This is a genomic window from Bacillus sp. SIMBA_154, assembly GCF_046536015.1.
GTDB lineage: Bacteria > Bacillota > Bacilli > Bacillales > Bacillaceae > Bacillus > Bacillus pumilus_P.
Genome location: NZ_JAWJBV010000005.1, coordinates 54,479 through 78,947, shown reverse-complemented (window position 1 = coordinate 78,947; position 24,469 = coordinate 54,479). Strand labels below are relative to the sequence as shown.

The window sequence follows — 24,469 nt, the reverse complement described above, 5'->3', positions numbered from 1 at the left end:
GCAAGTGAAATGGTTGACGGCATTGTATATCACCGTTTATTATGATATAGAATGACCAGTCAGTCAATACATAAAGGAAAATGGAGGACATAATGAATTCGATCATCAATTTTGTATTAAAGAATAAGTTCGCTGTATGGCTCATGACGATTATCGTAACAGTTGCTGGTCTATATGCCGGATTGAATATGAAGCAAGAATCAATCCCGAATATCAACACTCCAGTCATTACGGTTTCTACAACGTATCCTGGCGCAACGCCGGACGAAGTATCAGATAAGGTGACCGATCCAATTGAGAAGTCTATTCAAAACCTCAATGGGGTCAAGGTGGTCACATCCAATTCCTTTGAAAATGCCTCATCGATCCAGGTCGAGTACGATTACAACAAAGACATGGATGAAGCAAAGAAGGAAATTGAAGATGCCATTACTAATATCAATTTTCCGGAAAATGCAGAAAAACCAAAAATCGCACGCTTTAGTATCAATGCGGTTCCAATATTGGCACTCAGTGTATCTGGTGATAAAGAATCATTAGAAGAACTGACGAAAAAGGTGGAAGATGACCTTGTTCCTTCACTTGAAGGATTAGATGGCGTATCTTCTGTCGAAGCTTCAGGACAGCAAATCAAAGAAGTAGAATTTTCTTTTAAACAAAAGAAATTGAAAGAATACGGTTTAGATGAAGAGACCGTCCAAAACATGATCAAAGGCTCTGATGTGAATGTACCATTAGGTTTATACACATTCGGCAACAAGCAAAAATCAGTTGTCGTGGACGGCAATATTTTAAGCGTCAAAGATTTGAAAAACATGCGAATTCCAGTCACACCAGGTGCTAGCGGCGGTGCGGGAAGCGCTGGAGCACCTTCTAACGGCTCAGGAAATGCAGGTGCGCAAGGTGCGGAGCAGCAGGCTGGAAGTGCAAGTCAGCAGCAAACAGCAGCTCAGCAGCAAACAGGTGGAGGTTCAGCAAGCAGTCAATCTGTAGAGCTGCCGACAATCAAGCTTTCTGAGATTGCGGATATTAAAGTCGTCAAGGATGCAGAATCGATTTCTAGAACAAATGGAAAAGACAGTATCGGTCTGCAAATTGTAAAAGGCTCTGACGCCAACACAGTGAGTGTGGCAGAAGAAGTCACAAAAGAGCTTGAGAAATTCAAAAAAGATAACAAAGGAATCAAAGTAAGTACCACATATGATCAAGCAGAACCGATTAAAGAGTCTGTCAGCACAATGCTGAACAAAGCCATCATCGGAGCGATCTTTGCGATCATTATCATTCTATTGTTCCTTCGAGATATCAAATCAACATTAATCTCGGTTATTTCAATTCCGCTATCTCTGTTGATTGCAGTTTTAATATTAAATCAGCTGGATATCACACTAAATATCATGACACTTGGTGCCATGACCGTCGCCATCGGGCGTGTGGTCGATGACTCCATAGTGGTCATAGAAAACATTTATCGGCGAATGGCATTAAAGGATGAACCGTTAAAGGGTAAAGCACTTGTCAGAGAAGCCACAAAAGAAATGTTTATCCCGATCATGTCTTCGACGATTGTCACAATTGCGGTCTTCTTACCGTTAGCACTAGTGGGTGGAATGATTGGTGAACTATTCATCCCATTTGCATTAACGATTGTGTTTGCTTTACTTGCTTCACTGGTAGTAGCCATTACGATTGTTCCAATGATGGCACACAGTCTATTTAAAAAGAATCTGTATGGACAAGCGAAAAAGGTAAAAGAACATAAACCAAGCAAGCTTGCCGGCGGTTATAGACGTGTACTCAATTGGACACTCAACCATAAATGGATCACATCAGGAATTGCGATTCTCATGCTTGTCGGAAGCTTATTCTTAGCACCACTTGTCGGTGTCAGCTTCTTACCACAGGAAGCAGAAAAGACGGCGATGGTGACATATACACCTGAACCAGGGCAAACGAGAGAACAAGCAATAGATGAAACGAAAAAAGCAGAAGAATACTTAATAAAACGTGACCATGTTAACACGGTTCAATATTCACTAGGATCTTCAAATGCACTCACAGCAAGTGTAGGCGGCAACTCTAACGGTGCGTTATTCTTTGTACAATATGATGAGGACACACCGAATTTTGATAAAGAAAAAGATCGCGTGGTCAAAGCCCTGCAAGACAAAGCGTCTAAAGGGGAATGGAAATCACAAAACTTCTCTTCGGCTGGCGCAAGCAATACGGTGACGTACTATGTGTACGGTGATAAAGCAAGTGATATTGAAGGCACAGTAAAAGATGTCGAAAACATTTTAAAAGATGAGAAAAACCTGAAAAACGTCAGCACAAGCTTATCTGAGAAATATGACGAATATACGTTTAATGCAGATCAAGAAAAACTGGCGAAGCTAGGTCTAACTGCTTCACAAATTGCACAGGCGATTGCTCCTCAAAACAGTGAAACAACACTGACGAAAGTAACAGAGGACGGCAAAGAACTTGATGTGAAGCTTCAAACGGAAAAAGATGAATATAAGAGCAAAAAAGATTTAGAAAATAAAAAGATCACAACACCGACAGGGCAACAAGTCCGAATTGGTGATGTTGTTAAAGTGAAGGATGGCTCAACAGCAAATACGGTGACAAAGCGTGATGGAAAAATCTACGCAGAAGTGTCTGGTGACATGACAACAGACGACGTATCAAGTGTGACACAAGATGTTCAGAAGAAAGTCGACAAGCTTGATTTGAAATCTGGCGTAACGATTGACACAGGCGGCGTAAGTGCGGATATCCAGGAATCCTTTACACAGCTTGGGCTAGCAATGCTTGCAGCCATTGCTATTGTGTATCTCGTTCTCGTCATCACATTTGGCGGAGGTCTAGCACCATTTGCGATTCTCTTCTCGCTCCCATTTACGATTATTGGCGCACTCGCTGGATTGTTTATAGCGAAAGAAACCATCAGCTTAAACGCCATGATTGGATTGCTCATGCTGATCGGGATCGTTGTGACAAATGCGATCGTCTTGATTGACCGAGTGATTCATAAAGAACAAGAAGGTCTATCAACAAGAGAAGCTTTACTTGAAGCAGGTACAATAAGATTACGTCCAATCTTAATGACTGCACTTGCGACGATTGGTGCATTATTGCCGCTCGCATTAGGTTTTGAAGGCGGAAGCCAGATCGTCTCAAAAGGACTTGGTGTAACCGTTATTGGTGGATTAACAAGTTCTACACTTCTCACATTGGTCATCGTTCCAATCGTGTATGAAACCTTAAGCAAGTTTAGACGTAAGAAAAAGTTCGCAGACGAAGAGTAAGAGGAAGCCCCGCTCATTGGCGGGGTTTTTTTATGTGGAAATCTGACAAACAGCTTTTCTCATGAGTTCTTCAAACGCTTGGAAAAAGGCATCACGATCGACATGGTCAATAACTTGAATGGATTTTCCATCTGGATGCTCTTCGGTACGACCTTGCTTTGGTGTTTCGGTGTAAACGATCGCATTCATCTCCTTTGAACGGGTAAATGAGGTGGAAGCAAGAGTGATGGTCGTCAGCACATCCCATAAGTAGTAAGTTGAGTTCGTTTCGTGATGAATGAGTGGCGGACAAAAGGCATAGCACTGTCCGATAAAATCAATCCCAATATGAGAGCGAAGGGAAGCCCAGCGCTGGCGTACATCAAGTGTAAGCGGGACTTGATTCGTGCTTTCAAGTGCGACCATTTCAATAGGAAAGCGCTCCTGGAAAACAGTGCTGACAGCATAAGGGTCCCAAAAGGCATTCCATTCTGCTGTTCCATCATGCTCGGGTTCTTCTACATTGCCCTTTTCAAGGAAGGTGCCGCCCATCCACACCAATTTCTCAATTTTATTAGAGATCGAGGGATCCTCTTCTAAAGCGCGTGCTAGGTCTGTAAGCGGTCCTGTAAAGAGCAGGGTGACAGGCTCTGTTGCCTTTTTAACAGTTTCAATTAGATGAAGGTGTGCTGGAAGTTTGGATACTTTCGTATCAACAGCGCCTTTTTCATTTAAAATCGGCAGTGCGTCTACATAAAAGGCATGCATGCGCCATTCCTTTGGAAATGGATTCACGCCTCTAGAATTTGAAGCAGCGACTTCAATTTCATAAGGGCTAAATCGGTCAATGATTTTTTGAGATGCGCTCAGCGCAGGCTCTAAATAACAATCAGCAGGAATCACAGACAGCCCAATGACTTTCAGATGCTCCATTTGAAGGAGCAGAAATAAGGAGACAAGGTCATCCACACCGCCGTCATGATTGAAATAGACAGGCTTTTTCATGGCATACCATCCTTTTCATCGTTTTCTTTTATCTTATCAGAATGCTTATCTGTTGAGGGAAACGTGCCTGAGATTTCAAATATTAGGTGGTTGTTCTGTTGCCATTTTCAAAACTCATAGTATAATTAAAGGTTGTTAGTGGTGAAAATAGATTGCATAATGAATATAGGATGATGATGAATGAAACGTGCTCGAATTATATACAATCCGACATCTGGGCGTGAACTCTTCAAGAAGAATTTACCGCAGGTTTTGCAAAAATTTGAACAAGCTGGCTATGAAACATCTTGTCATGCAACGACATGTGCAGGAGATGCGACACAAGCAGCAGAAAAAGCCGCACAGAGAGATTTTGATTTAATTGTAGCAGCAGGTGGAGACGGCACGATCAATGAAGTCGTCAATGGACTAGCACCGCTTGATAAAAGACCAAAATTAGGAATCATTCCAGTTGGAACGACAAATGACTTCGCAAGAGCACTTGGAATTCCAAGAGAAGATATTTTAAAAGCAACAGATGCCATTATTGATGGTGTAGCAAAGCCGCTTGATATCGGTAAAGTCAATGGCCATTATTTTATTAATATTGCTGGCGGCGGCCGGTTAACAGAGCTGACATATGAGGTGCCTAGTAAGCTGAAGACAATGCTTGGACAGCTTGCTTATTATTTAAAAGGCATGGAGATGCTACCTTCCATCCGCCCGACAGAAGTCGAAATTGAATATGACGGCAAATTATTTCATGGAGAAATCATGCTGTTTCTTGTTTCACTAACAAACTCAGTAGGCGGCTTTGAAAAGCTGGCACCAGATTCCATTCTAGATGATGGGATGTTTGACTTGATTATTTTAAAGAAGGTCAACCTAGCAGAAGCCATTCGAGTGGTCAGCCTTGCACTTCGAGGCGAGCATATTCATGATAACAATGTCATCTACGCAAAAGCGAATCGCGTCAAAGTAGATGTAAAAGATAAAATGCAACTCAATTTAGATGGTGAATACGGCGGCATGCTGCCAGGTGAATTTGAAAACCTGTATCGCCATATTGAATTTATTATGCCAAAAGCAACAGCTGAAAAAATAGGGTGAAGATTGAACTTGGTTCCTTATGGCGACCAAGTTTTTCTTTGCAAATGAGGTGATAAAATTGGTGAAAATGAAACCCCCAGTTCAAAAGAATGAATATTACAATGTAACCTTCGAAGACTTAACGCACGAAGGTGCTGGTGTCGCTAAGGTTGAGGGCTTCCCTGTCTTTGTACCGAATGCCCTCCCGGACGAACAAGGGAAAATCAAAGTAACGCGTGTCAAAAAAGGATTTGCTTTTGGACGACTTATGGAGCTGACAAAGGAAAGTCAGCACAGGCAAGATGCGCCATGTCCCATTTACAAGCAGTGCGGCGGCTGTCAAATTCAGCATATGAGCTATGAAGGCCAGCTGCTATTTAAACAGAAACAAGTAAAGGACGTATTAGAGCGGATCGGCAAGCTTGATATGAGCCGTGTAAAAGTTCATCCTGTAATCGGCATGGAACAACCATGGAATTACCGAAATAAAGCACAAGTTCCAGTTGGCGAACGGGAAGGCGGGCTTGTTGCAGGATTTTATCAGCAGCGTACCCATGAAATCATTGATATGGAAACATGTCTGATCCAGCAGTCAGAAAATGATGCAGTGGTACAAGCAGTAAAAGACATTTGCAATGCGTTCGGCATAAAAGCATACAATGAAGAGCGGCACAAAGGCTGGCTGCGTCATGTCATGGTTCGCTACGGCATCGCAACAGGTGAAATGATGGTTGTTTTTGTGACAAGAACGGCTGATTTTCCGCAAAAGCAACAGGTGATTGAGCAGATTATAGCACGCTTCCCACATGTTCGGTCAATTGTGCAAAACGTGAATTCAAAGAAAACAAATGTTATTTTCGGCGATGAAACGACCGTTTTGTGGGGAGAAGAATACATTTATGACACGATTGGCGACATCAAATTTGCTATTTCAGCCCGCTCGTTTTATCAAGTGAACCCAGCTCAAACAAAGGTGCTTTACGACAAAGCGCTTGAATATGCAGAGCTGCAAGGCGAAGAAACCGTCATCGATGCGTACTGCGGAATCGGTACGATATCCTTATTTCTCGCACAAAAAGCAGGCAGAGTATATGGCGTTGAAATAGTGCCAGAAGCGATTGAAGATGCAAAACGCAATGCTGCATTAAACGGGATTAACAACGTTGAATTCGCAGTCGGCGAAGCAGAAGCCGTCATCCCAAACTGGTACAAAGAAGGCATCAAAGCAGATACGCTAGTTGTCGATCCGCCAAGAAAAGGCTGTGATGAAGCACTGCTTGATACCATTTTAAAGATGAAACCAAACCGCGTTGTGTATGTGTCCTGTAATCCTGGGACGCTTGCTCGTGATTTGCGTATTCTTGAAGATGGTGGGTATGTGACGGAGGAAGTGCAGCCTGTGGATATGTTCCCGCATACGAGTCATGTGGAGTGCGTGGCGTCTTTATCCCTTAAATAATAAGGTTTGGGAAGCCATGAAAGCGCAATTGACCACATTTTGACCACTTAGCCTTATAATTTCATGTAATCACCAAATTTTTGTGCTGTTCTTGCTTTGATTTTTGGAGTTACATGAGCGTAAATATCACCAGTCATTTTAATAGATGAATGGCCAAGGCGTTCTTGAACTTCTTTTAACGATACACCAGCTTCTAATAATAACGTTGCGTGAGTGTGACGGCAGTCATGAATACGTATTTTTGGTAGAGCGGCTTCTTTAGTCGCTCTATTGAAGTTTTCAGTTAAGGTACGAGGATAAATCGGTCTGCCATCTTGTCTAGCGAAAATAAGATCCTGATCATCATATAATTTTCCTAAACTCATTTTTACTTCAAGTTGCTTAATACGATAAGATTTCAAACATTCCACCAGGTAATCTTCAATTGTAATATCTCTTTCCGATGATTCTGTTTTCAATGTCCCGAAACGGAAGCCTTCGTCATCATATATCAAATTTCTTCTTACGTGAATTGTACTATCATCAAAATCAACATCTTCCCATTTAAGCCCGAGAAGTTCACCGCGCCTCATGCCAGTGTAAAGGGCAGTTGTGAAAATAGCATGATACACAGGTGCTGTCACAAATTTAGCCACGTTTAAAAATTTGTTTACTTCTTCCCTTGTCCAAGTAACGTATTTTCTTCTACGCCCACGAGGTACCTTTACTTTGTCTAGAGGGTTTTTATTAATCAACTCCCAATCAACCGCTTTTTCCATGCATCCATACAGAACAGCAAATATATATTCTATATATCTTTCAAAAAGTCCCTCTTCTAATAACTTTGCAATAAAATGTTCAATATGTGCTGGTTTGATCTCGTTTAATTTGAAATGGCCCAGCAAAGGTATTATTTTGTTTTTAACTACTCTGCGGTAATTTTTGAAAGTTGTTTCCTTTACTTTTCTTTTTGCAACTAGATCCAACCATTTTTCTACATGCGATGAAAGAAGAACGTTACTATCTAAAATAAAAGTATTTTTATTGATCTGGTTTTCAAGTTCGTTGGCAACGACCTCAGCTTCTTTTTTTGTTTCAAATCCTCTACGCGTAACCTGTTTTCTTTTACCAGTGATAGGGTCTTTTCCTAACTCAATTGTAAAAGAGTATGTGTAGCCTTTTTTATTCTTCGCTGGAACCTTTCTAAAGTACGCCATGTTAAACGGCCTCCTTCTTAATTAATTTGTTTTAAAGTATTCTCATATAAAGAAAAAGCAAAGCTTTTTCTTCTAAACATTTCTAAGCGGGTGGTGGCAAAAGAATAAGTCACATTAAAGGTGTCACCAATTAGTTTTATTGCTTCAGATTGCAAAGAAGGCAGGTTCAATTTTTGAAGCATAAAGGTGGGGACACAAAAATGATACATAAAACTATTAGCCTGGTATTCTTGCAATTCTCGAAAGAGCTTGTGCATATCAAACTGGTTGCCATAGTGCTTAATTACATGACACAGTTCGTGACCAAATTCCTCCCATTGCTGTTTTTTGTTTAAACGTTTATCAATGATCATGCTGTACGAGCCATTCACACAAAAAACGATACTAGGCCTTCTTTCAAAGTGAAGCCATATTTTTAGTGAAGCTGCCATAAGTTCCATATCGATCGATTCTGGTGTAAGTATGTTTAATTTTGTGTATATTTTCTTCACTTCTTCTTCTAAATGAGATAATCCTTTCATTCAATCACCTCTAAACGAGAATGTATGTTCTGTTTTTGTTTCTAAAAAAGAGCCCTGAAAGAAAAGGGCTTTATTTAACTGGGATCGTAAATGAAACGTCTTTATTTTTCATAAAGTCTTCGGTTGTAACATCGCCGAATTTTAGTTTGATTTCTTTTATTCCTTTAACATCAATTTCTTTTCCTTCTGGAGCTAGGAACTGAATGATGCCATCTTGTTTAACTCCACCTTCTACTTCTCCACCTATAGAACCATCAGTCATGAAGAGATTAGCCTCTATCTGCATATCGCCAATAACTGCTTTTCCTTGATCAGGGTAGAAGTTTAGTACGCTATTAGTTGTATTTTCAATGTTGATACCAACGTTTATTTTGTCTTTCATGATTTTAACATCGCCGAGGTTAACTTTCATACCAAGAACTTCAGTTTTTTTATTGCTAGCATCTATTTTTTTTGAGCCGTCATTCTTGTTGCTTTTCTTTTTAGAATCAGAAGATTCTTTTGTTTTCTCTGCGCCCGTTGATACATCTTCTGTTGATCCACACGCTGCTAATGCAAGTGTTAAACCTAATGCCAAAAACAATACAAGTAATTTTTTCAAAACAAATTCCCCTTTTAACATAATTTTTATATAAACGATCATTCTCTCTATTTACAGATCGGTATATATCTGTTCTAGAATTCAACAAATATCGAAAAAATTTACATCCTTATGCAAGATTTATACTGTAAAAATTACAGCACAACCTTCAGTTGAGAAACAAATGATTGTAGACTCTACTGTAATTTTTACAGTTGAATGGTCGTTCAATTGTAGGTATTACTGTAAAAATTACAGCAGAACCTTCAGCATTAATTAAACTAAATAAAACATATTAATAAATATAAACAAAACAGAATTATTTTTTGTGCTATTTATTTTCTACCCATCTTCTTTTCCTTCTCTTTGATGTAATTGATGAAGTCTATTGTTTGTCTTCTAGCTTCCTCTGAAAAATCAGAGGCTTCATTGAAAGCAATTTGAAGGTCAGGATCAGACTCAATTTTATTATCATCAAAGATTTTGTAGTCAGGATTATCACTCCTGCCAACTAGGTAATCAATTGAAACATCAAATATATCTGCAAATTTAAGCAATTCACTATCAGTAACAGGTCTTTTGCCTGATTCTATTCTACTTAAGACACTGTAGTTAATATTGACTCTAGATTCTAATTCGCGTAATGACCAATCGTTCTTCTCGCGAAGTTCTTTAATTCTTTCACCTAATTTATTTTTCATAAAATCACCAAGATCCCTTTTATGATTTTTTCCATATTAGCAACACAATAATATCATGTTTCTAATATGGAAAAAAATATTTTGCTAAAAACACAACAAAAATAGTTGACTTTGCTAATTCAACAAAATATACTTATAACTAAGTTGCTGATTCAACAACAAAATAAAGAGGTGAGATATTTGGAATTCAATCTTGTTTTGATTAGAAATAGAAGAATTGAGTTAAACCTTTCTCAACAAGAATTAGCGTGTGCTTTAGGTTTTAAAGACGCATCAACTTATTTAAAGTATGAGAGAGGAGAATACGCATTTAAAGCAAAGCAACTCCCTGTTTTGGCTGAAATTCTTCAGTGTAAAGTGACAGATTTTTTTGTTCAAAATGTTGCTTAAATAGCAACAAAAAACACATTCGGAAAACATCTCGAAAGGAGCAAGAACATGGAAAAAAACATTGTAAGCCTCCATGTATCAAACCAACCTGAATTGAAAGAGTTGCTCGATAAGGCTGGTTACCAAATCGAACAACTCAAACAAACACTTAGTCAAATTGAATCATTTACACCTAATGTGAAAATTGATTAAAAACCAAGCTTTCTAGCCACATACTCAGTACTAGCTGTTTCAAGCATTTCTCTCCATGAACTGAATTTAGTGTTATTTAAAACATAATCATCTAATTCATTTTCAGGTATTTGATCTAAGTTTTCATGCTGTGAGAAAATCTCTCCACTTTCAAATTCATTGTAGGATGAAAAATTAGTGTTTTTTCTCAAAAAAGCATCTGTAAACAACTCTTCTAAAGGAACGTCGTTAGATCCTTGAAGATCATCAGCAGCCTTAGACATTTTTTCGAGTTGTTTTTCAAATTCTTTAAACCCTTTGATTTCCATATGTTTCACCACCTTTCAGAAATAATATCGGCTGAAAGGTAGAAAAATCCAATAGGAGGTTGTGACATGCCACAGACAGTTATCACTTTTGATGAATTGACAGCAACAGTGTTTCAGGATCAAATGCAAAAGCTTTTCCAAGAAGCTTATGAAAAAGGCGTTGAAGACGGTCGAAACAAATACGCGCTCAAGCCAGTTTTAACGCGTAAAGAAGCGATGGAAGTGCTTCGATGCAAAGAAACAAAAATGGCAGAGCTAGTAGCCAGATCAGACTTTCCTAAGAATCCGATGCTAGGAAGGAACATACCCACTAAGCAGCTGCTTGAATGGATTGATCTTCATACCGAATGGATGAAAGAAAACACAGATTACTTCAAGAAAGGAGCCACAGCATGAATCAATTACAACAGATTTTCAACTATCAGAATCACGATGTCCGAACAGTCTTTCAAGATGGACAACCTTGGTTTGTTGCAAAGGATGTATGCGAGATTTTAGGGATTAAAAATGCTACCCAAGCCATTTCAAAACTGGATATTGATGAACGGGCTATGTTGAACATAGGGCGTCAAGGTAATACAAATATCGTGAACGAACCGGGTCTTTATACATTAATTCTAGGAAGCCGTAAACCCGAAGCTAAACAATTTAAGCGATGGATCACCCATGATGTCATTCCGACAATCCGAAAGACAGGCGGTTATGTAGCAAACGATGATCTATTCATTCAAACTTATCTGCCGCAGGCTGATGAACAAACAAAACATTTTTTTAAAGCCACCTTGCAAACGATGAAAGAACAAACCAAGCAGATTGAAGCAATGAAGCCTAAAGCACTTTTTGCAGACGCAGTCGAAACGTCTGAATCATCTGTACTTGTTGGAGAATTAGCAAAACTGCTTCAACAAAATAATGTGCAAATCGGACCAAACAAACTCTTTGAATGGTTACGAGAGAATGGATACTTAATCCGCAAAAAAGGTGAATCATATAATCTCCCAACACAGCGCAGTATGGATATGGGGTTGTTCGAGATCAAGAAGCGAGCTGTTAACAATCCTGACGGTTCAGTTAGAACAACACGCACACCGAAAGTGACTGGAAAAGGACAAGTTTACTTTATTAATAAATTCCTAGCGTCAGAAACGGCCTAATCGTTAACCGGTTCAGCGCAGGGTTTTCTATACCTTGCCTGTCCCTTCATTAATAAATTTTACCAATAAAAACTGAATAGAAAAGGATGGGAACAAATGCAGAACAGCCCGTATAATCAGCGGAATTTACCTGAAATCATGAGGAGAGTAAGGAAAGAAGCCGGATATTCGCAGTATCAACTTGGCAAATTAATCGGAGGGCGTGATCAGAGGAATGTATCAGACATTGAAAATGGTTATGTCAGACCTACACCTGAATTGTGCATCAACTGGTTCAAAGCATGTGAAGCCTATGAACATATTGATCTCGTACACTACATTTTCAAAATGCATCCACTCGCAGCGGCACCGATTGATCCCGCCCTAAATGATTGTGCTCATAAGGCTCTAATCAACCTAGTGCAGGAAATGGAAGATGCCAAACAAGCCACTAAAGAGCTTGCGGAATGGTTGAACAATACCCGTCCAGGCAAACATGCCGAGCTTCCGATGCAGGCGATCAAGCAAATATACGATCTAACGCAGGCAAACAAAACACTTATGTATTCAATGTCGAGGGAGTTCGGCTTGAAGATACAAGACCTGACGGAAAAATGGTCGAAAAAAGCCATAGTCTCAGAGGTAGCAATGCACAAAAGACAGGAGGCAGTTCTAGCATGATTGATAAACAGTTTTTAAGTGAAGATATTCCGCTGGCGGAATCAAAAATTGACAGTGTAAAAGAGCTTTTATACCTTGCTCATCAAGCACTAAAAGATGGAGATTACGAAGAAGTGGCAAGTATGGCTGGCAGTATTAGAAACATTAGCGAAGATCTAACGAGAATGGGTAACAAGGGTCTTTTAATTAAAACAGCTGAGGCAATACAGAAAAAACACGGTGTACGGCTGACAGTTGTCAAACGTACTGAAAGGACTGAAACCATTGAATATTGAGCATCCGATGGTAACACAGATTAATAGTTTTGGTTATCCAAAGAGTCATTGGAAAGATGAAGCGGAGCGCGATGGCTACGAAGAGGAAGACGATGAAGATAAATAAAAAAACCCGCTTGGCATAGCGAGTTTTGAAAAGGTGTACTGCTTCGATTAGGTACCGACAGTATACCAAATAATCACATAAAAATCAATGGAGGTATACATGATGTCAAAATTTCAAATCAGCTTCGACCATCGCCGTGAAGCGCAGGAGCGTTTAGAGCAGGCAGGCGGTTGGATCGACTACAAAAAAGGACAACCTGTGTTTAATTTTCCTAACGCAGCAGCCAAACAAAAATATATTCAGCTAGGGCAGGCGGCTTATCGTCAAAAGGTGGAGATGTAGTCATGCAAGCGAAGGTCCTTTCATCTACAGCTGAAATGTCGAGAGAAGAATGGCTTCTCTCTCGGCAAAAGGGTATAGGTGGGTCTGATGCTGCTGTGGTGCTTGGCTTGAGTAAATGGAAAACGCCGTTTGAATTATGGCTTGAAAAGACAGGGCAAGTCTTGCTGGATGATGAGCAGAGTGATGCAGCATACTTCGGAACCATACTTGAAGATATAGTGGCGAAAGAATTTGAGATTAGGAGCGGCAAAAAGGTTCGCAAGAAAAACGCCATTTTACAGCATCCCGAGCATTCTATGATTCTAGCAAACATTGACCGCATGATCGTTGGTGAAAAAGCCATTCTCGAATGCAAGACAACATCCGCCTATAACGCAAAGGAATGGATAAATGATGAGATTCCCGCCAGTTACATTGTTCAGGTTCAATACTATCTAGGGATTTTAGGACCTGAATACAAAAAAGGTTACTTCGCTGTATTGATTGGTGGTAATCGGTTTGTGTGGAAAGAAGTTGAGCGTGATGAAGAACTGATTGAAATGATATTTTCATCTGTCGTGAATTTTTGGAATGACCATGTGCTGAAAGGTGTTGCTCCAGCACTAGACGGATCGAGCGCGGCAGAAGAGTTCTTGAAGAAGAAATATGCTGAATCAGATAGCACCAAAATTGTTGATCTCACAAGCGCAAATAAAGAGCGCATCCAACACTATCTAAGACTTAAAGCAGACATTGCCGCTTTACAAGAGCAAGCCAAAGAGATTGAGAATCAGATCAAGCAAGAATTGAAAGATGCTGAAACAGGTTTTGTCGGTAAGTATCAAGCAACTTGGAAACCAGTTGTTTCTAACAGAGTAGACACAAACAAACTGAAAGAGCACTTCCCCGATATTTACCAAAAAGTCATAAAAGAAACGAGATCAAGGCGTTTCGCAATCAAGGAGGTCGAATGATGGCTACTAATCAATCATTAAAAAACAATATACAGAAACGGCAGAATAACGCAGCGGCACCCGCTACTCAAGGAACAACACTAAAATCATTGCTTTCTTCACCAACAGTCATGAACCGTTTTGAAGAGGTTTTAGGGAAGCGAGCACCACAGTTCACAGCATCAATTTTAGGTCTATATAACAGCGAGAAAATGCTTCAAAAAGCGGAGCCGATGAGTGTCATTTCATCTGCAATGGTAGCAGCAACGCTTGATCTACCTGTAGATAAGAATTTGGGTTATGCCTGGATTGTTCCGTACAGTGGTAAAGCGCAATTTCAACTAGGATATAAGGGTTATATCCAGCTTGCTTTAAGAACCGGACAATACAAATTTATTAACTGTATACCTATTCGTGAGGGAGAGCTTCAAAAATGGAACCCTTTGACGGAAGAAATTGATATAGATTTTGAAAAACGTCAATCAGAATCGGTCATTGGATATGCCGCATATTTTGAACTGCTTAACGGCTTTAGAAAAACAACATATTGGACTAAAGCAGACGTTGAAAAACATAAAAAACGTTTCAGTAAGTCCGATTTCGGTTGGAAAAACGATTGGGATGCTATGGCGCTGAAAACGGTATTAAAAGCAATCTTGAGCAAGTGGGGCATCTTGTCGGTTGAAATGCAGTCAGCCCTTAAAGAAGACGGAGAAGAACAGCGTGAACGAATTGACATTACGGATGAAATGCCGGAAACGGAAATCATTGATGCTGATGAAAAGCCTAGCGCAAATGATGCCGATCCTTTTGATGGCGAAGCGGTTGATATAAAAGATGACGATCTCCCATTCAATTAGAGTGCCTATTCCCTTCTGTTATTTATGGATGACAGAGGGGGCACCCAATAGGTCTAAGTTGTTCCGAAACTATGTCGAGGGTTACATCAAAAGAACTGAACCAAATTTAAAGCTTGTCAGCATCGACGGAATGACAGCTCTATGCGAAAGGGCGTGAATAGATGAACTACCTGAAAGAAATAAACGGTTTCATGAGATTTCTTGAAACAACAGAATTAAAGCCTACCACTCAAGCACTGTGGTTTCACTTGATGGATATAAACAACGGTTGTTCGTGGAAAGATTGGTTCACGGTGCCAAACAGTCGGCTTTATTCTCGGTTAGGAGTTAGCGAAAAGACTATGATTGAGCATCGGAAAATTTTAATGGAACATGGCCGGATTGAATACAAACCAAAAGGTAAATCAGCGGGCAGTTATCGCATCGTAAGTCTTGAGACTAAAGCGAGCATCGCCCCTGTACCTGACGAAGAACCCGAAAAGCCAAAAGAAGAAAAACCAACACGACAGGAGGACGAGCAACCTATGAACCCGTTCATCTTTTTTGAAAGTCATTTTGGGGGCACATTAAGCCCGATTAATGCTGAAAAGATCAATCAAATGATTGACGATCACGGAGAAGCTAAAGTGATTGAAGTCATGAAAGAAGCCGTTGAGAAGGATCGGAAATCAATAGGTTGGGTTTCAGCGGTATTGTACAGACCAATCATCAAAGGAGGCAAGCAAGATGGCAAAGACAACGCTAGACGAGGTGTTCGAAAAAATGAAGGCCAATCTAAAGTTACGCCAATCTTCGGTACCGGTCGCCTCAGAAGAAACGTATGAATGCGATGAATGTAAGGATAAAGGAATTATCGTGTATCGGATTCACAAAAGCACAGAAGAGCGCATGAAAAATGAAGGGAAACGTTTCGACCTTGCCGCTCATGAAATGGTTCGTGAAGATGACTTTCTCGCTGGTAAAGTATGTAGCCCTCAAGATGCGAAGTATTGGAAGACAACCTTTTCACGCCAGTGTCGATGTGTTGCCGAAAGGGCAGCACTTAAAACACAAATGCAACTTATGAGTGCCAGCAATATATCTGAACGGTTTAAGAAAATGACATTCAGTAGTTTTAAAACAGCTGGAAAACCTCAAGTGATTCAAGAAATGCGAGAATGCGCCTTTGAGTACGCTAAAGCATTTCAAGATATAAAGAACACTGACGAAAACAGCATTGCTTTATTAGGTCAGTCGGGTGTCGGTAAAACACATCTTCTATCAGCTGTTGCCAACGGATTTATTGAAAAATATAAAATTCCCGTCCTGTATTTTCCGTACCTTGAAGGCATGACGGATCTTAGAAAAAATTTCGATAAGTTACCAAAGAAGATGGACCTTTTAAAAAACATAGACGTGCTTTTTATTGATGATCTATTCAAATCAAGAACAAATGAAAATGACGAGCTGAAGACATGGCCGTTTTTGCAAATGCAAGAAATTATTAACTATCGTTATCAACATCAAAAACCGATCATGCTTTCATCTGAATTAACATTTGAGGACTTCATACAAATGGATGAAGCATTCGGCACCCGACTTTACTCAATGTGTAAGAACTTTGCTGTGACAATTGAAAAGAATATAAAGCTGAATCATCGGCTAGAAGGAGCGTTTTGAGATGTGTAACACATGCAATGGCGAGAAAGTCGTCATAAACGAAAATACTTTCATGGCTGGCTTCTTCCCTTGTCCTGAATGTAACACCACAGGATGTAAACAGAGCCTAAAGCCAGTCATTGAAATGTTAGATCAAATGCTGGCTAAAGCAAGGGCGTTGGAAGGAAAGACAGCATGAAGACGATGGCAGCACTAATCACTATCGCTTTAACAACATCATCAAGAGAAAGGAAGCTCCTGCAATGGCTGCGGGATGACGGGAGGTAAGGGAATGAGAGAAATCAAGTTTAGAGGTTGGTATGGAAGTCGAATTGGGATGATGGCACCAACCTTTGATGGTGATATCAATGAAATTTTCGCTGATAAACATGGTGATTATATGCAGTACACCGGATTAAAGGATAAAAACGGCGTTGAGATTTATGAGGGGGATATTACTATTGATCCAATTAAGAATATCAAAGGAGTCATTTGTTACGATTCTCACCAAGCTAGATATAAGTTTGTTCCTTTAGATTTGTATCACGCTAACTCAGGGAACGGTGGATGGACAGGGTTGGAACTAAACGTAAACAGAAGACTTCCAGAAGTCATCGGCAACATCTATGAAACCCCGAAGCTGTTAACAGAAAAATAATGAATCCTAGCATCACGTCTTTACTAAAAAGAACTGACCTAACTGAAACAGAAAAATCAAAGCTCGTTGCCGAACTGAAAAAGCACTTCCAGCAACGGAAAGCGAGGGTGAGGAATGGCAAAAGTATTGGAGAATCAAACGCTTTATCAATGCGAAAATTGCGGGAAACGTCTTCTGACTAAGCATGGAGCTAAGTTACATGAAACTATGTATTGTCCTGTTGTTCTACAAAGAGAAAAGAGGAAACGTCAGGAATCCTGTGAACATAAGCACATGGAAACGAGCTACTGTCCTATGGCAGGAGAGGAACACTTGTTGGAACCTGACTATTATTATTGTGTAGATTGTGACATGACAGAAATGGATATTAGGCAGCAAAAAAAGGAGAGGGCAAATGTCCAATAAATACGGCGCACGCAAAACGGTAGTAGATGGCGTCACCTTCGACAGCAAGGCAGAAGCCAAATACTATCAGCATCTTAAATGGCTCAAGCAAGCCAAACAGATAAAAGACTTTTCATTGCAACCACGCTTTGAGCTTCAAGAAGCCTTTAAGAAACATGACAAGACTTTTCGGAAGATTGAATATATTGCAGACTTCGAGATCACTAAACTCGATGGATCAAAAGAAATAATCGACATCAAGGGAATGGAAACGAAAGAGTTTGCTATCAAGCGAAAGCTGTATGAACGCAAATTTGATACTCCGCTAAAAGTCGTTGCTTTTGATCGGTCGCTTGGTTTTATCGAACTGGACAAACTCAAAAAGCTGAAAAGGAAGGCGGGGAAACCAACTGTTAAACGTGGTAATAGCAGACGATCGTCCGTTGTGGGTAAGGCAGGAAGATAAGCTTATGGCCTGTATGACACGTTGTTCGCAGTTTAAACAATGCTCTAGCCGCTTTGGAACAGATTGCAAACGAATGGGCGGCGTTGAAATACCGAAGATTGGAGGGAGAAATAATGAGCGGAAAGCCTAACAACCCTTATGCTACGGGTCCAGTCATCGAGTGGAAGATGACAAAAGAGGAACTAGAGGCGTATCTAGCCAAGCGCCCTATCGTGTATAGAGAAGAACTAAAACCGTCACCATCATACCAAATGGATAAATGGGCATAAAAAAACACCGAAGCCGCGGCCCCAGTGCTAATTAAACCCAACACTTTAATTATAACACATGGGGGCATGAAGCGGATGAAACCAACTGAAATTAAAGACTTTGATACAACTATTCAAAATGCAATAGAACCCGGTAAGGTCCGCATCATCGTAATAGACGGCAACGAAGGAACCGCACACATCACAGACGCACCTGAACACGGAAAAACGATCATTCAAACTGCTAAAGGTCACTTTGCAAGAGTTGACCATGAAATAGGATACAAGATCAAAAAATAAATGGAGGCGGGGAAATAATGAGTCTACCTAAACATGTCGAGCTTTCACAGGCAGTCAAGGCCTGCAAAAATCAAGCGATGACTATTGATGATGCAGCTGCATATATAGGCGTGCCTAAATTTTTCGTACCAGTGCTTGCTGATTATTGTCCTGACCTGATCATAGAGGGCAATGTCGTCATGGCGAAAAGGGAATCAAACGGACCTGTCATCTTCACCTTGATTGGTTTCATGGCGATTATAACGATCGCTGGATTACTAGGAAATTAAACGCCTAGCGGCTTAGGAGGAAACGGTATGAGTGAACATGTGTTAAAGGAATTTGAAACGCTTAGGGAAGCAGTTGAATTTATAAAAGGCAGACTACCAGAATATATGACGGAAGTTAACAGGTACTATGAATTGTTTTTACTATACCCAATTGATGGCGGACCTTTCTTCGTCTTTGAATCAAATTATGCCCTAGCAAGCTGGCTAGAAAGTGTTGCATGGGATGATTGGGGCTTATGGGAACTTAACGATCCTTCAGAATCGTTGAATGAAGATGTAATGGTATGGCAGTTTCACAGAGATATTCGCAAAGAAATGTTTGAGACTCTTTACAGGGATTCAAAACCATTTATAAACGGTTGGTCAAGACAGCGTAAAGAAATATGGTTTGAAGCAGTTCCATCATTCTCATTAAATTGAAAAGGGGCCAACTGAAATGAACCTTGAAAAAATGTTTAAAATGCAGGCGGAGTTAGACAGTCGAATAATTAAAGAAAAAGGGCTGGAAGGTCAAGACCTTCTTCCCGGACTTATCTTGGCACTACAGGTCGAACTGGCTGAATGCGCTAACGAGTGGCGCGGCTTTAAGTTCTGGAGCAATGACCAGCAGCCATGCACAGAAAAAGAGATAGAGTGTTCTCTTTGTAAAGGCACTGGCGATATGAATTACGAAAGGGTCGCAGAGGACGCAGAAGGAAGCGGAGGACACGAATATATCAAGTGTGAAGAATGCAACGGAGAAGGAACGACAGGCACGAAAAATCCACTCTTAGAAGAATACGTGGACTGCTTGCATTTTATCTTGAGTATTGGTAATGACATTGGTTATTCATCAAGTATTTATAATTTGAACATTTTGAAATGGAATGTCAAGAAAGTTAGCGGAGTGAATGCGTTTCTATCTCTTTTCAAAGGTGTGTCGTCCTTAATTACGGGATTTGAAGATGCTGGCATGTTGTTTCACTACTATAGAAATATCTTCAACCGATTTAACGAGCTAGGAATAGCTCTCGGCTTCACTTCTGAACAAATAGAACAAGCATACATTGACAAAAACGCCGTCAATCATAAGCGGCAGCAGGAGGGATACTGATGGATATTGTTATCAGATACATTTTCAAGCATCGTTTTTCAGGAAACATTGAGATCAAAAAGTATTCTACTAGTCAACTAGAAGCGCGGGTAGCAAAAAAGCTGTCACCGTGCTTCGATGAAACTGAATACGAATTGATCTCTCGTGATCTATGCGTACCCTTAGAGCAAAAACTAGATGTCTTTGTAGGTGATTTAATCAAGGTTTCCCATTTTTCTGGTGACTATGTGGCGGTTGTGAAACTTGGAAAGTATGAACAGGATGGAAGCGGTAATGAGTATGAACCTTCAAAATGTGTAGGTTTTTATGCGGAAGCGGTAAACCCAAAAGCCACTGATGAAGACGGCTTTGAAGTTGTACCTGACTATCTTGTTCAAAACTCAATGATTGAGCTTGATTACTATCAACGTATAGGCAACATCTATCAAAATCCTGATCTATTGGAGGAAGCACAATGAACGAAAACCCGATTATCTCATCTGTAATTACAAAGCTGCACCAACAGCAGGAAAAGGGCCTGCAAAAGTACGGGGCTTATGTCAAAACCTCCTCCTATGATCTAAAAGGGTGGTTGCAGCACGGACTTGAAGAAACGTTGGATCTTGCGACATACCTTGAAACGGCAATTCAGTTGTTGGAAGAACAGGTTAAAAGCAAAAACAAAGAAGAAATGAAGTTTTATGAGACGCACGAGCCTTATTATGCATTGATCAAAGCGCGCAATATCGAACGTGCAATGGAGATTTATAATAATGATGTAACTGGTGATGAAGAGAAAGAACTTGCGGAAAGCATCAAAGAAGTAACGGCACTATATGCAGCAACAAAGTATAGTCGCTGTACTGGAGAAGATAACAAAACAGTTCCTATTGAAGAAGTCCTTGAAGATTTAACGAACGAAAAAGAAATGAGATTGGCAATAGACGGGAGCTTGCTATAAGAAAGGGGAATGAATCATGGGATTAGATTTTACTCATTGTGATGCACGTTGGTCATACAGCAGCTTCAATAACTTCCGAAGAAAATTAGCAGCATGTATCGGTATGAATTTAGATGATATGCAGGGCTTTGGTGGGGATATACCATTTGAGAACTATGATGATGACATTATTCCATTGCTGGATCATTCAGACTGTGAAGATGACCTACCGCCTGACGTTTGTAAAACCGTTGCTAATAGATTGCGTCAACTTGTCCGCAATTGGTCGGATGATGATAGAGATAAAATTAACGCGCTCTATCTTGCAGAGGGAATGGAACTAGCGCATCAACAAAATGAACCATTGGAATTTATATAAGAGGGGACAATGACAAATGAAAAAACTACTAATCACACTAACTATTATTATTGCGGCGGTGCTTTATGCGCCGTCTGCTCAAGCGGTATGGTCAAACTGGCAAACTGAGGGATATGGTCATCAAGCGCGAGTCTTTACGGATGATACCAATTACTATGCAGGCGCAAAGACAATTGACTGGAGAGCGGAAAAGAAGGGATCAAGCACGCTTTATTACACCGCTGGCGTTTACAAAAAGCGAAGCGGTGGCGGCTTAACAGATACTAATCTAGTGCAAAGAGGCAGCTTCAAAGTTGCCACGCCTCTAAAGTCGTTTAGTGTAAGTGAAATTCGCAAACGTACCGGCAAAGGAACATACGTGATCCAGCTTGATTGCTACACGGATTCAGCAAAGAAAAAATACATCGGCACCTTTGAGTCCGTTAAATTCAATATTCGATAGGCGGTGGCGAAATGACAAATAAAATCGTATGTCCTCATTGCAAGAGTGCTGATGGATTTTACACGAAAGAGAGAGTAACTGGTTCAGCTCACATTTACTACAATTCAGCCGGAGATTTAGAAGAAGAACAAGGCGCTATGTATGACGGCCTGTCGCACCACGGAGGAACAAAAGCCTATTGTAAGCAGTGCTATAAACTGATGGGGAAAACAGAATATTTAGCATCTGGAAATCATGAGGAAGACACATGGCGGAGGTAACGGAATGACAGCAGAAGACTTGCACAGCTACTATTGCGAGGATTGCGAAGAGTGGACATATCTTGAAACATTAGAGCATCCGGGTGAGGTCCATTGTGCATATTGTGGAGTTGCTGATGTTAATATCAGCTCAGCCGATTATGAAAAACTCAAAGAATGGGTGAAGATATGTAATGAATCAGTATAGAGTGTATGACGACAGAACGGATGAAACACTGTTCAAATCTTCTAAAGAGGATTGTCTCTTTTTCATCAAATGGAATTATGAAGAAGATGACGATGATTTTGAACACATTTTTATAGAGCCAATTAAATAAGTCCAAGACGGAGAGCCTGCGGACACTGATCAACACCTTTTAAGGGTGCTGGTTGGTGTCCGTTTTCTTTTTGTCAGAAAGGAGCAGCCGTGAAAAAAGATAAACCGAAAAAACAGCCGCAGGAGCTTACAGAAAGAGAGATAAAAGAGCTCATGGGGCAAAACATGCAAAGACTGAAAAGAGCCAAAGGCGGGGCGTACAAGCGTAAATAACGGGAGGGGATATAGATGACAGATCAAATGATTGCTTGGCAGGTTGAAGAATGGATTAGAGACTATGAATTTATGTTACGAGAGATCGACAGGCTCACAAGGCTCTTGAACCGTGTTGAATTCGCTGGAGGTCAAAAGCTAACGGCAACATACGGTGATGAAGCTGCAATGCCTAAAGGATCAGCAGGAATAAGCCAAGCTGAACTAAGACATCTTGACCGCAGAGAAAAGCGACTGCTCAAATACGAAGCCATTGCTAATTTCCTTAATAAAGCTGTGGATCAAATGCAAGAGGAAAGACATTTAATCGTGTATGACTGCATGATGACTGGAATGAGTTACACCGCTATATCTGATCACCTTGAATGCTCAAGAGACACAATCAGAAAAATCAAAACTGAAATAATCGGCAATATCGTCAAAGAAGTCAAGAAAGTCAATTTTCTTCAACATTTGAAATCACTTAAAACCGCAGTGTAAACTTGAAGGCAGGACGGGGAGGCATAATTTTCCCGTGTCTCCGCAAATTAATATATTTTCACTTGCTCTTGCGAGCTTGGGATTCGTTCGACAAATTTTGCGAACACCACAATTTTATCAAACTTCTCCGATATTAATGTCGAGGAGTGAGTGAAATTGAGTAAAAAGAAGAAAACCACAACTAATAATAAGCAAAAGAGCGAGCGAAAGAACGAGCAATTAAAGGAATTAGAAGATGTGATCTACACATATCCAGAGAAAGATTTAATTTCTTATTTTAAAAAGATATTCATATACGGTAATACGAAGGAGCATTATAAAAAGAACTTGGCTTTACTTCGCAACTTAGATATGGATTCCATAGATTTTGCAATTGCTAGATTTTATCATTTGGATAATAGCTTAGATCCTGTCAGAAGAAACTTAATGGCAGTGATTCCTTTATTCGTTGCATATCTTACGGCTGTATTTAATGTTAATGTAATTAAAATATTAGGATTTTTGTTGGTGACTATATCGGTTCTAATTGTACTAATACTATTAAATAAAGACAGAAAGAATAGAATTATTACAGGTTACATGTTAAAAACATTTGAGCAAGTAAAGGCAAGAAAAGAGGAGAAATACTAATGAGTGATTTAAATAAATTATTTGGACAGTCAATTTTTCCGAAAAACAAATTTGCTTTAAATGTTCCTAAACCTGATTTAAGTCAAATGGAAAAGGTTAGGGATCAACTGGTTTTACAAAATCAACAGAGGGAAGAAAAAGAAAAACAACAAGAGAAGGATGAAAAAGAGTATAGGGAGCAAATGCTACTTCTACTCGCTGGAATTGAAAAAAATACAGCAATATTAAAAGAAATTTCATTCCTTGTAAGGGAAAATAACAGTAAGCAGGAAGAGACTTTTGCTCTAGTTGTAGAAATGCTAGAAGTATTAAAAAGTACCAACCAAGAAGAAGCTTTAAGTAAATATAGAAAGATAATGAATAAGATTAGTGAATTTAACGGAGATACTGAAACTGTTAAAACGCTTTATAATGTTGGTTCAACAATATTCAGTATGGTGAACACTCTAGTATAAATAAAGAAAATTCACTACGCTTAATTGAGCATCCTAACGGGTGCTTTTTTTGTTCCCTGTAAACTGCTTCCGATAATTCTTTACACCAAGTATCGGCTTAAAGGTAGAATGCGGCGGCAGTTTAGAGTGAATAAAACAAAGGGAGTGAATGACATGACAAAGGAACCGCCTTTAGGTGTTATTCCTAAGTGGCTACATGATGAACGTAGAACAGAAGATATAGCAGCAGCGATCGAACGAAGAATATCAGCAAGGTCAGAAATTCCTCTTGAGTGGTTTGAAGAGTACAACAACCTCATCAAGTACCAAGTGAAGAAATAAAGATCCCGAAACAAACACG

39 protein-coding genes are annotated in these 24,469 nt (G+C 39.9%); 33 read left to right on the top strand and 6 right to left on the bottom strand.

The features are described from left to right. The first annotated feature begins 92 nt into the window (after positions 1-92). A complete protein-coding gene (locus R0K30_RS09945; RefSeq protein WP_410610456.1) occupies positions 93-3,311 on the top strand; it encodes an efflux RND transporter permease subunit in 3,219 nt (1,072 codons plus the stop codon). 30 nt (positions 3,312-3,341) lie between these two features. Here the strand turns inward: R0K30_RS09945 and R0K30_RS09940 are convergent, their stop codons facing one another. Further along, positions 3,342-4,295, bottom strand: a complete 954-nt coding sequence (locus R0K30_RS09940; protein WP_099727351.1) for a nucleoside hydrolase — start codon at positions 4,293-4,295, stop codon at positions 3,342-3,344. Between the two features lie 180 nt (positions 4,296-4,475). Between R0K30_RS09940 and R0K30_RS09935 the strand changes: the two genes are divergently transcribed. Together R0K30_RS09935 and rlmD are read left to right on the top strand one after the other, a co-directional pair. Continuing rightward, positions 4,476-5,384 carry a diacylglycerol kinase gene (locus tag R0K30_RS09935; RefSeq protein WP_099727350.1) on the top strand — a complete coding sequence of 303 codons (909 nt, stop codon included), beginning with the start codon at positions 4,476-4,478 and terminating at the stop codon, positions 5,382-5,384. Positions 5,385-5,445: 61 nt separating this feature from the next. Beyond that, a complete protein-coding gene (rlmD, locus tag R0K30_RS09930) occupies positions 5,446-6,822 on the top strand; it encodes a 23S rRNA (uracil(1939)-C(5))-methyltransferase RlmD (RefSeq protein WP_410610453.1) in 1,377 nt (458 codons plus the stop codon). A gap of 53 nt (positions 6,823-6,875) precedes the next feature. Here the strand turns inward: rlmD and R0K30_RS09925 are convergent, their stop codons facing one another. The 4 genes from R0K30_RS09925 to R0K30_RS09910 form a co-directional block, all read right to left on the bottom strand. After that, entirely contained in the window at positions 6,876-8,018 is a 1,143-nt protein-coding gene (locus R0K30_RS09925; protein ID WP_410610451.1) for a tyrosine-type recombinase/integrase, read from the bottom strand. A 17-nt stretch (positions 8,019-8,035) separates the two neighbouring features. Continuing rightward, positions 8,036-8,539 carry an ImmA/IrrE family metallo-endopeptidase gene (locus tag R0K30_RS09920; protein ID WP_410610449.1) on the bottom strand — a complete coding sequence of 168 codons (504 nt, stop codon included), beginning with the start codon at positions 8,537-8,539 and terminating at the stop codon, positions 8,036-8,038. 70 nt (positions 8,540-8,609) lie between these two features. Continuing rightward, entirely contained in the window at positions 8,610-9,140 is a 531-nt protein-coding gene (locus R0K30_RS09915) for a hypothetical protein (protein ID WP_410610447.1), read from the bottom strand. Positions 9,141-9,454: 314 nt separating this feature from the next. Then, the gene (locus R0K30_RS09910) at positions 9,455-9,820 is read right to left on the bottom strand and encodes a helix-turn-helix domain-containing protein (RefSeq protein WP_212046613.1); all 366 of its coding nucleotides are present in this window, start codon (positions 9,818-9,820) and stop codon (positions 9,455-9,457) included. A gap of 180 nt (positions 9,821-10,000) precedes the next feature. On the opposite strand from R0K30_RS09910, the gene R0K30_RS09905 reads away from it, so the two are divergent. Both R0K30_RS09905 and R0K30_RS09900 read left to right on the top strand, forming a co-directional pair. Then, positions 10,001-10,210 carry a helix-turn-helix domain-containing protein gene (locus tag R0K30_RS09905; RefSeq protein WP_410610444.1) on the top strand — a complete coding sequence of 70 codons (210 nt, stop codon included), beginning with the start codon at positions 10,001-10,003 and terminating at the stop codon, positions 10,208-10,210. A gap of 48 nt (positions 10,211-10,258) precedes the next feature. Beyond that, positions 10,259-10,402, top strand: coding sequence for a hypothetical protein (locus R0K30_RS09900; protein ID WP_410610442.1), 144 nt, complete (start codon positions 10,259-10,261; stop codon positions 10,400-10,402). On the opposite strand, the gene R0K30_RS09895 is transcribed toward R0K30_RS09900, so the two are convergent. Beyond that, a complete protein-coding gene (locus R0K30_RS09895; protein ID WP_410610440.1) occupies positions 10,399-10,710 on the bottom strand; it encodes a hypothetical protein in 312 nt (103 codons plus the stop codon). The genes R0K30_RS09900 and R0K30_RS09895 overlap by 4 nt on opposite strands. A 66-nt stretch (positions 10,711-10,776) precedes the next feature. Here R0K30_RS09895 and R0K30_RS09890 point away from each other — a divergent pair, with 66 nt between their 5' ends. The 28 genes from R0K30_RS09890 to R0K30_RS09755 all read left to right on the top strand — a co-directional run bounded on the left by R0K30_RS09890 (position 10,777) and on the right by R0K30_RS09755 (position 24,450). Further along, positions 10,777-11,106, top strand: coding sequence for a hypothetical protein (locus R0K30_RS09890; protein ID WP_410610438.1), 330 nt, complete (start codon positions 10,777-10,779; stop codon positions 11,104-11,106). Next, a complete protein-coding gene (locus tag R0K30_RS09885; RefSeq protein ID WP_410610436.1) occupies positions 11,103-11,864 on the top strand; it encodes a phage antirepressor in 762 nt (253 codons plus the stop codon). Before R0K30_RS09890 ends, R0K30_RS09885 begins: the two co-directional genes overlap by 4 nt. Positions 11,865-11,960: 96 nt before the next feature. Next, positions 11,961-12,524 (top strand): helix-turn-helix domain-containing protein, encoded by a 564-nt coding sequence (locus tag R0K30_RS09880; protein ID WP_410610434.1) that lies wholly within the window; start codon positions 11,961-11,963, stop codon positions 12,522-12,524. After that, positions 12,521-12,799: a YqaH family protein gene (locus tag R0K30_RS09875; RefSeq protein ID WP_167403903.1), complete on the top strand. Its 279-nt coding sequence runs from the start codon at positions 12,521-12,523 to the stop codon at positions 12,797-12,799. Before R0K30_RS09880 ends, R0K30_RS09875 begins: the two co-directional genes overlap by 4 nt. Positions 12,800-13,007: 208 nt before the next feature. Further along, complete coding sequence (locus R0K30_RS09870) at positions 13,008-13,187, top strand: hypothetical protein (protein WP_410610432.1); 180 nt, start codon at positions 13,008-13,010, stop codon at positions 13,185-13,187. A 2-nt stretch (positions 13,188-13,189) separates the two neighbouring features. Further along, positions 13,190-14,140, top strand: a complete 951-nt coding sequence (locus tag R0K30_RS09865) for a YqaJ viral recombinase family nuclease (protein WP_410610430.1) — start codon at positions 13,190-13,192, stop codon at positions 14,138-14,140. Continuing rightward, positions 14,140-14,979, top strand: a complete 840-nt coding sequence (locus tag R0K30_RS09860; RefSeq protein WP_410610428.1) for a recombinase RecT — start codon at positions 14,140-14,142, stop codon at positions 14,977-14,979. Before R0K30_RS09865 ends, R0K30_RS09860 begins: the two co-directional genes overlap by 1 nt. Positions 14,980-15,140: 161 nt before the next feature. After that, positions 15,141-15,803: a DnaD domain protein gene (locus R0K30_RS09855; protein WP_410610425.1), complete on the top strand. Its 663-nt coding sequence runs from the start codon at positions 15,141-15,143 to the stop codon at positions 15,801-15,803. Then, positions 15,706-16,638: a DnaA ATPase domain-containing protein gene (locus R0K30_RS09850; RefSeq protein WP_410610423.1), complete on the top strand. Its 933-nt coding sequence runs from the start codon at positions 15,706-15,708 to the stop codon at positions 16,636-16,638. The genes R0K30_RS09855 and R0K30_RS09850 overlap by 98 nt, the downstream gene beginning before the upstream one ends. Positions 16,639-16,909: 271 nt before the next feature. After that, a complete protein-coding gene (locus R0K30_RS09845) occupies positions 16,910-17,275 on the top strand; it encodes a YopX family protein (protein ID WP_410610421.1) in 366 nt (121 codons plus the stop codon). A 394-nt stretch (positions 17,276-17,669) separates the two neighbouring features. After that, positions 17,670-18,125, top strand: a complete 456-nt coding sequence (locus R0K30_RS09840) for a DUF1064 domain-containing protein (protein WP_410610419.1) — start codon at positions 17,670-17,672, stop codon at positions 18,123-18,125. Positions 18,126-18,238: 113 nt separating this feature from the next. Then, complete coding sequence (locus R0K30_RS09835; protein WP_410610417.1) at positions 18,239-18,394, top strand: hypothetical protein; 156 nt, start codon at positions 18,239-18,241, stop codon at positions 18,392-18,394. A gap of 75 nt (positions 18,395-18,469) precedes the next feature. Then, complete coding sequence (locus R0K30_RS09830) at positions 18,470-18,673, top strand: XtrA/YqaO family protein (protein ID WP_410610415.1); 204 nt, start codon at positions 18,470-18,472, stop codon at positions 18,671-18,673. 17 nt (positions 18,674-18,690) lie between these two features. After that, positions 18,691-18,942, top strand: coding sequence for a hypothetical protein (locus R0K30_RS09825; protein ID WP_410610414.1), 252 nt, complete (start codon positions 18,691-18,693; stop codon positions 18,940-18,942). Between the two features lie 27 nt (positions 18,943-18,969). Then, the gene (locus tag R0K30_RS09820) at positions 18,970-19,362 is read left to right on the top strand and encodes a hypothetical protein (protein WP_410610412.1); all 393 of its coding nucleotides are present in this window, start codon (positions 18,970-18,972) and stop codon (positions 19,360-19,362) included. Positions 19,363-19,378: 16 nt separating this feature from the next. After that, the gene (locus tag R0K30_RS09815; RefSeq protein ID WP_410610410.1) at positions 19,379-20,035 is read left to right on the top strand and encodes a dUTP diphosphatase; all 657 of its coding nucleotides are present in this window, start codon (positions 19,379-19,381) and stop codon (positions 20,033-20,035) included. Beyond that, positions 20,035-20,493: a hypothetical protein gene (locus tag R0K30_RS09810; RefSeq protein WP_216927850.1), complete on the top strand. Its 459-nt coding sequence runs from the start codon at positions 20,035-20,037 to the stop codon at positions 20,491-20,493. Before R0K30_RS09815 ends, R0K30_RS09810 begins: the two co-directional genes overlap by 1 nt. Then, on the top strand, positions 20,490-20,975 hold the full coding sequence (locus tag R0K30_RS09805) for a hypothetical protein (protein WP_216927851.1): 486 nt from the start codon (positions 20,490-20,492) through the stop codon (positions 20,973-20,975). Before R0K30_RS09810 ends, R0K30_RS09805 begins: the two co-directional genes overlap by 4 nt. Positions 20,976-20,991: 16 nt before the next feature. Continuing rightward, positions 20,992-21,333, top strand: coding sequence for a hypothetical protein (locus R0K30_RS09800; protein WP_410610407.1), 342 nt, complete (start codon positions 20,992-20,994; stop codon positions 21,331-21,333). A gap of 16 nt (positions 21,334-21,349) precedes the next feature. Continuing rightward, complete coding sequence (locus R0K30_RS09795) at positions 21,350-21,775, top strand: hypothetical protein (protein WP_410610405.1); 426 nt, start codon at positions 21,350-21,352, stop codon at positions 21,773-21,775. An 11-nt stretch (positions 21,776-21,786) separates the two neighbouring features. Continuing rightward, positions 21,787-22,035, top strand: a complete 249-nt coding sequence (locus R0K30_RS09790; RefSeq protein ID WP_410610403.1) for a hypothetical protein — start codon at positions 21,787-21,789, stop codon at positions 22,033-22,035. Positions 22,036-22,039: 4 nt separating this feature from the next. Further along, positions 22,040-22,222 carry a hypothetical protein gene (locus tag R0K30_RS09785; protein ID WP_410610401.1) on the top strand — a complete coding sequence of 61 codons (183 nt, stop codon included), beginning with the start codon at positions 22,040-22,042 and terminating at the stop codon, positions 22,220-22,222. After that, complete coding sequence (locus tag R0K30_RS09780; protein ID WP_217013583.1) at positions 22,209-22,352, top strand: hypothetical protein; 144 nt, start codon at positions 22,209-22,211, stop codon at positions 22,350-22,352. The genes R0K30_RS09785 and R0K30_RS09780 overlap by 14 nt, the downstream gene beginning before the upstream one ends. 89 nt (positions 22,353-22,441) lie before the next feature. Then, complete coding sequence (locus R0K30_RS09775) at positions 22,442-22,564, top strand: hypothetical protein (protein WP_410610399.1); 123 nt, start codon at positions 22,442-22,444, stop codon at positions 22,562-22,564. A gap of 15 nt (positions 22,565-22,579) precedes the next feature. Beyond that, the gene (locus tag R0K30_RS09770; protein WP_144521587.1) at positions 22,580-23,044 is read left to right on the top strand and encodes a hypothetical protein; all 465 of its coding nucleotides are present in this window, start codon (positions 22,580-22,582) and stop codon (positions 23,042-23,044) included. 156 nt (positions 23,045-23,200) lie between these two features. Next, entirely contained in the window at positions 23,201-23,674 is a 474-nt protein-coding gene (locus R0K30_RS09765) for a hypothetical protein (protein ID WP_410610396.1), read from the top strand. After that, the gene (locus R0K30_RS09760) at positions 23,674-24,129 is read left to right on the top strand and encodes a hypothetical protein (RefSeq protein ID WP_410610394.1); all 456 of its coding nucleotides are present in this window, start codon (positions 23,674-23,676) and stop codon (positions 24,127-24,129) included. The genes R0K30_RS09765 and R0K30_RS09760 overlap by 1 nt, the downstream gene beginning before the upstream one ends. A 153-nt stretch (positions 24,130-24,282) precedes the next feature. Further along, entirely contained in the window at positions 24,283-24,450 is a 168-nt protein-coding gene (locus R0K30_RS09755; RefSeq protein ID WP_410610392.1) for a hypothetical protein, read from the top strand. Positions 24,451-24,469 lie beyond the last annotated feature (19 nt).

Bases quoted from the DNA above. Each gene is read 5' to 3' on its own strand.
- R0K30_RS09830 (WP_410610415.1), top strand. From the start codon at position 18,470: ATGAAACCAACTGAAATTAAAGACTTTGATACAACTATTCAAAATGCA.
- R0K30_RS09815 (WP_410610410.1), top strand. From the start codon at position 19,379: ATGAACCTTGAAAAAATGTTTAAAATGCAGGCGGAGTTAGACAGTCGA.
- R0K30_RS09925 (WP_410610451.1), bottom strand. From the start codon at position 8,018: ATGGCGTACTTTAGAAAGGTTCCAGCGAAGAATAAAAAAGGCTACACA.
- R0K30_RS09820 (WP_410610412.1), top strand. From the start codon at position 18,970: ATGAGTGAACATGTGTTAAAGGAATTTGAAACGCTTAGGGAAGCAGTT.
- R0K30_RS09770 (WP_144521587.1), top strand. From the start codon at position 22,580: ATGACAGATCAAATGATTGCTTGGCAGGTTGAAGAATGGATTAGAGAC.
- R0K30_RS09870 (WP_410610432.1), top strand. From the start codon at position 13,008: ATGTCAAAATTTCAAATCAGCTTCGACCATCGCCGTGAAGCGCAGGAG.
- R0K30_RS09845 (WP_410610421.1), top strand. From the start codon at position 16,910: ATGAGAGAAATCAAGTTTAGAGGTTGGTATGGAAGTCGAATTGGGATG.
- R0K30_RS09880 (WP_410610434.1), top strand. From the start codon at position 11,961: ATGCAGAACAGCCCGTATAATCAGCGGAATTTACCTGAAATCATGAGG.
- R0K30_RS09920 (WP_410610449.1), bottom strand. From the start codon at position 8,539: ATGAAAGGATTATCTCATTTAGAAGAAGAAGTGAAGAAAATATACACA.
- R0K30_RS09755 (WP_410610392.1), top strand. From the start codon at position 24,283: ATGACAAAGGAACCGCCTTTAGGTGTTATTCCTAAGTGGCTACATGAT.
- R0K30_RS09890 (WP_410610438.1), top strand. From the start codon at position 10,777: ATGCCACAGACAGTTATCACTTTTGATGAATTGACAGCAACAGTGTTT.
- R0K30_RS09855 (WP_410610425.1), top strand. From the start codon at position 15,141: ATGAACTACCTGAAAGAAATAAACGGTTTCATGAGATTTCTTGAAACA.
- R0K30_RS09895 (WP_410610440.1), bottom strand. From the start codon at position 10,710: ATGGAAATCAAAGGGTTTAAAGAATTTGAAAAACAACTCGAAAAAATG.
- R0K30_RS09865 (WP_410610430.1), top strand. From the start codon at position 13,190: ATGCAAGCGAAGGTCCTTTCATCTACAGCTGAAATGTCGAGAGAAGAA.
- R0K30_RS09885 (WP_410610436.1), top strand. From the start codon at position 11,103: ATGAATCAATTACAACAGATTTTCAACTATCAGAATCACGATGTCCGA.
- R0K30_RS09805 (WP_216927851.1), top strand. From the start codon at position 20,490: ATGAACGAAAACCCGATTATCTCATCTGTAATTACAAAGCTGCACCAA.
- R0K30_RS09790 (WP_410610403.1), top strand. From the start codon at position 21,787: ATGACAAATAAAATCGTATGTCCTCATTGCAAGAGTGCTGATGGATTT.
- R0K30_RS09935 (WP_099727350.1), top strand. From the start codon at position 4,476: ATGAAACGTGCTCGAATTATATACAATCCGACATCTGGGCGTGAACTC.
- R0K30_RS09850 (WP_410610423.1), top strand. From the start codon at position 15,706: ATGGCAAAGACAACGCTAGACGAGGTGTTCGAAAAAATGAAGGCCAAT.
- R0K30_RS09800 (WP_410610407.1), top strand. From the start codon at position 20,992: ATGGGATTAGATTTTACTCATTGTGATGCACGTTGGTCATACAGCAGC.
- R0K30_RS09780 (WP_217013583.1), top strand. From the start codon at position 22,209: ATGAATCAGTATAGAGTGTATGACGACAGAACGGATGAAACACTGTTC.
- R0K30_RS09760 (WP_410610394.1), top strand. From the start codon at position 23,674: ATGAGTGATTTAAATAAATTATTTGGACAGTCAATTTTTCCGAAAAAC.
- R0K30_RS09875 (WP_167403903.1), top strand. From the start codon at position 12,521: ATGATTGATAAACAGTTTTTAAGTGAAGATATTCCGCTGGCGGAATCA.
- R0K30_RS09810 (WP_216927850.1), top strand. From the start codon at position 20,035: ATGGATATTGTTATCAGATACATTTTCAAGCATCGTTTTTCAGGAAAC.
- R0K30_RS09785 (WP_410610401.1), top strand. From the start codon at position 22,040: ATGACAGCAGAAGACTTGCACAGCTACTATTGCGAGGATTGCGAAGAG.
- R0K30_RS09825 (WP_410610414.1), top strand. From the start codon at position 18,691: ATGAGTCTACCTAAACATGTCGAGCTTTCACAGGCAGTCAAGGCCTGC.
- R0K30_RS09835 (WP_410610417.1), top strand. From the start codon at position 18,239: ATGAGCGGAAAGCCTAACAACCCTTATGCTACGGGTCCAGTCATCGAG.
- R0K30_RS09900 (WP_410610442.1), top strand. From the start codon at position 10,259: ATGGAAAAAAACATTGTAAGCCTCCATGTATCAAACCAACCTGAATTG.
- R0K30_RS09910 (WP_212046613.1), bottom strand. From the start codon at position 9,820: ATGAAAAATAAATTAGGTGAAAGAATTAAAGAACTTCGCGAGAAGAAC.
- R0K30_RS09940 (WP_099727351.1), bottom strand. From the start codon at position 4,295: ATGAAAAAGCCTGTCTATTTCAATCATGACGGCGGTGTGGATGACCTT.
- R0K30_RS09945 (WP_410610456.1), top strand. From the start codon at position 93: ATGAATTCGATCATCAATTTTGTATTAAAGAATAAGTTCGCTGTATGG.
- R0K30_RS09860 (WP_410610428.1), top strand. From the start codon at position 14,140: ATGGCTACTAATCAATCATTAAAAAACAATATACAGAAACGGCAGAAT.
- R0K30_RS09795 (WP_410610405.1), top strand. From the start codon at position 21,350: ATGAAAAAACTACTAATCACACTAACTATTATTATTGCGGCGGTGCTT.
- R0K30_RS09840 (WP_410610419.1), top strand. From the start codon at position 17,670: ATGTCCAATAAATACGGCGCACGCAAAACGGTAGTAGATGGCGTCACC.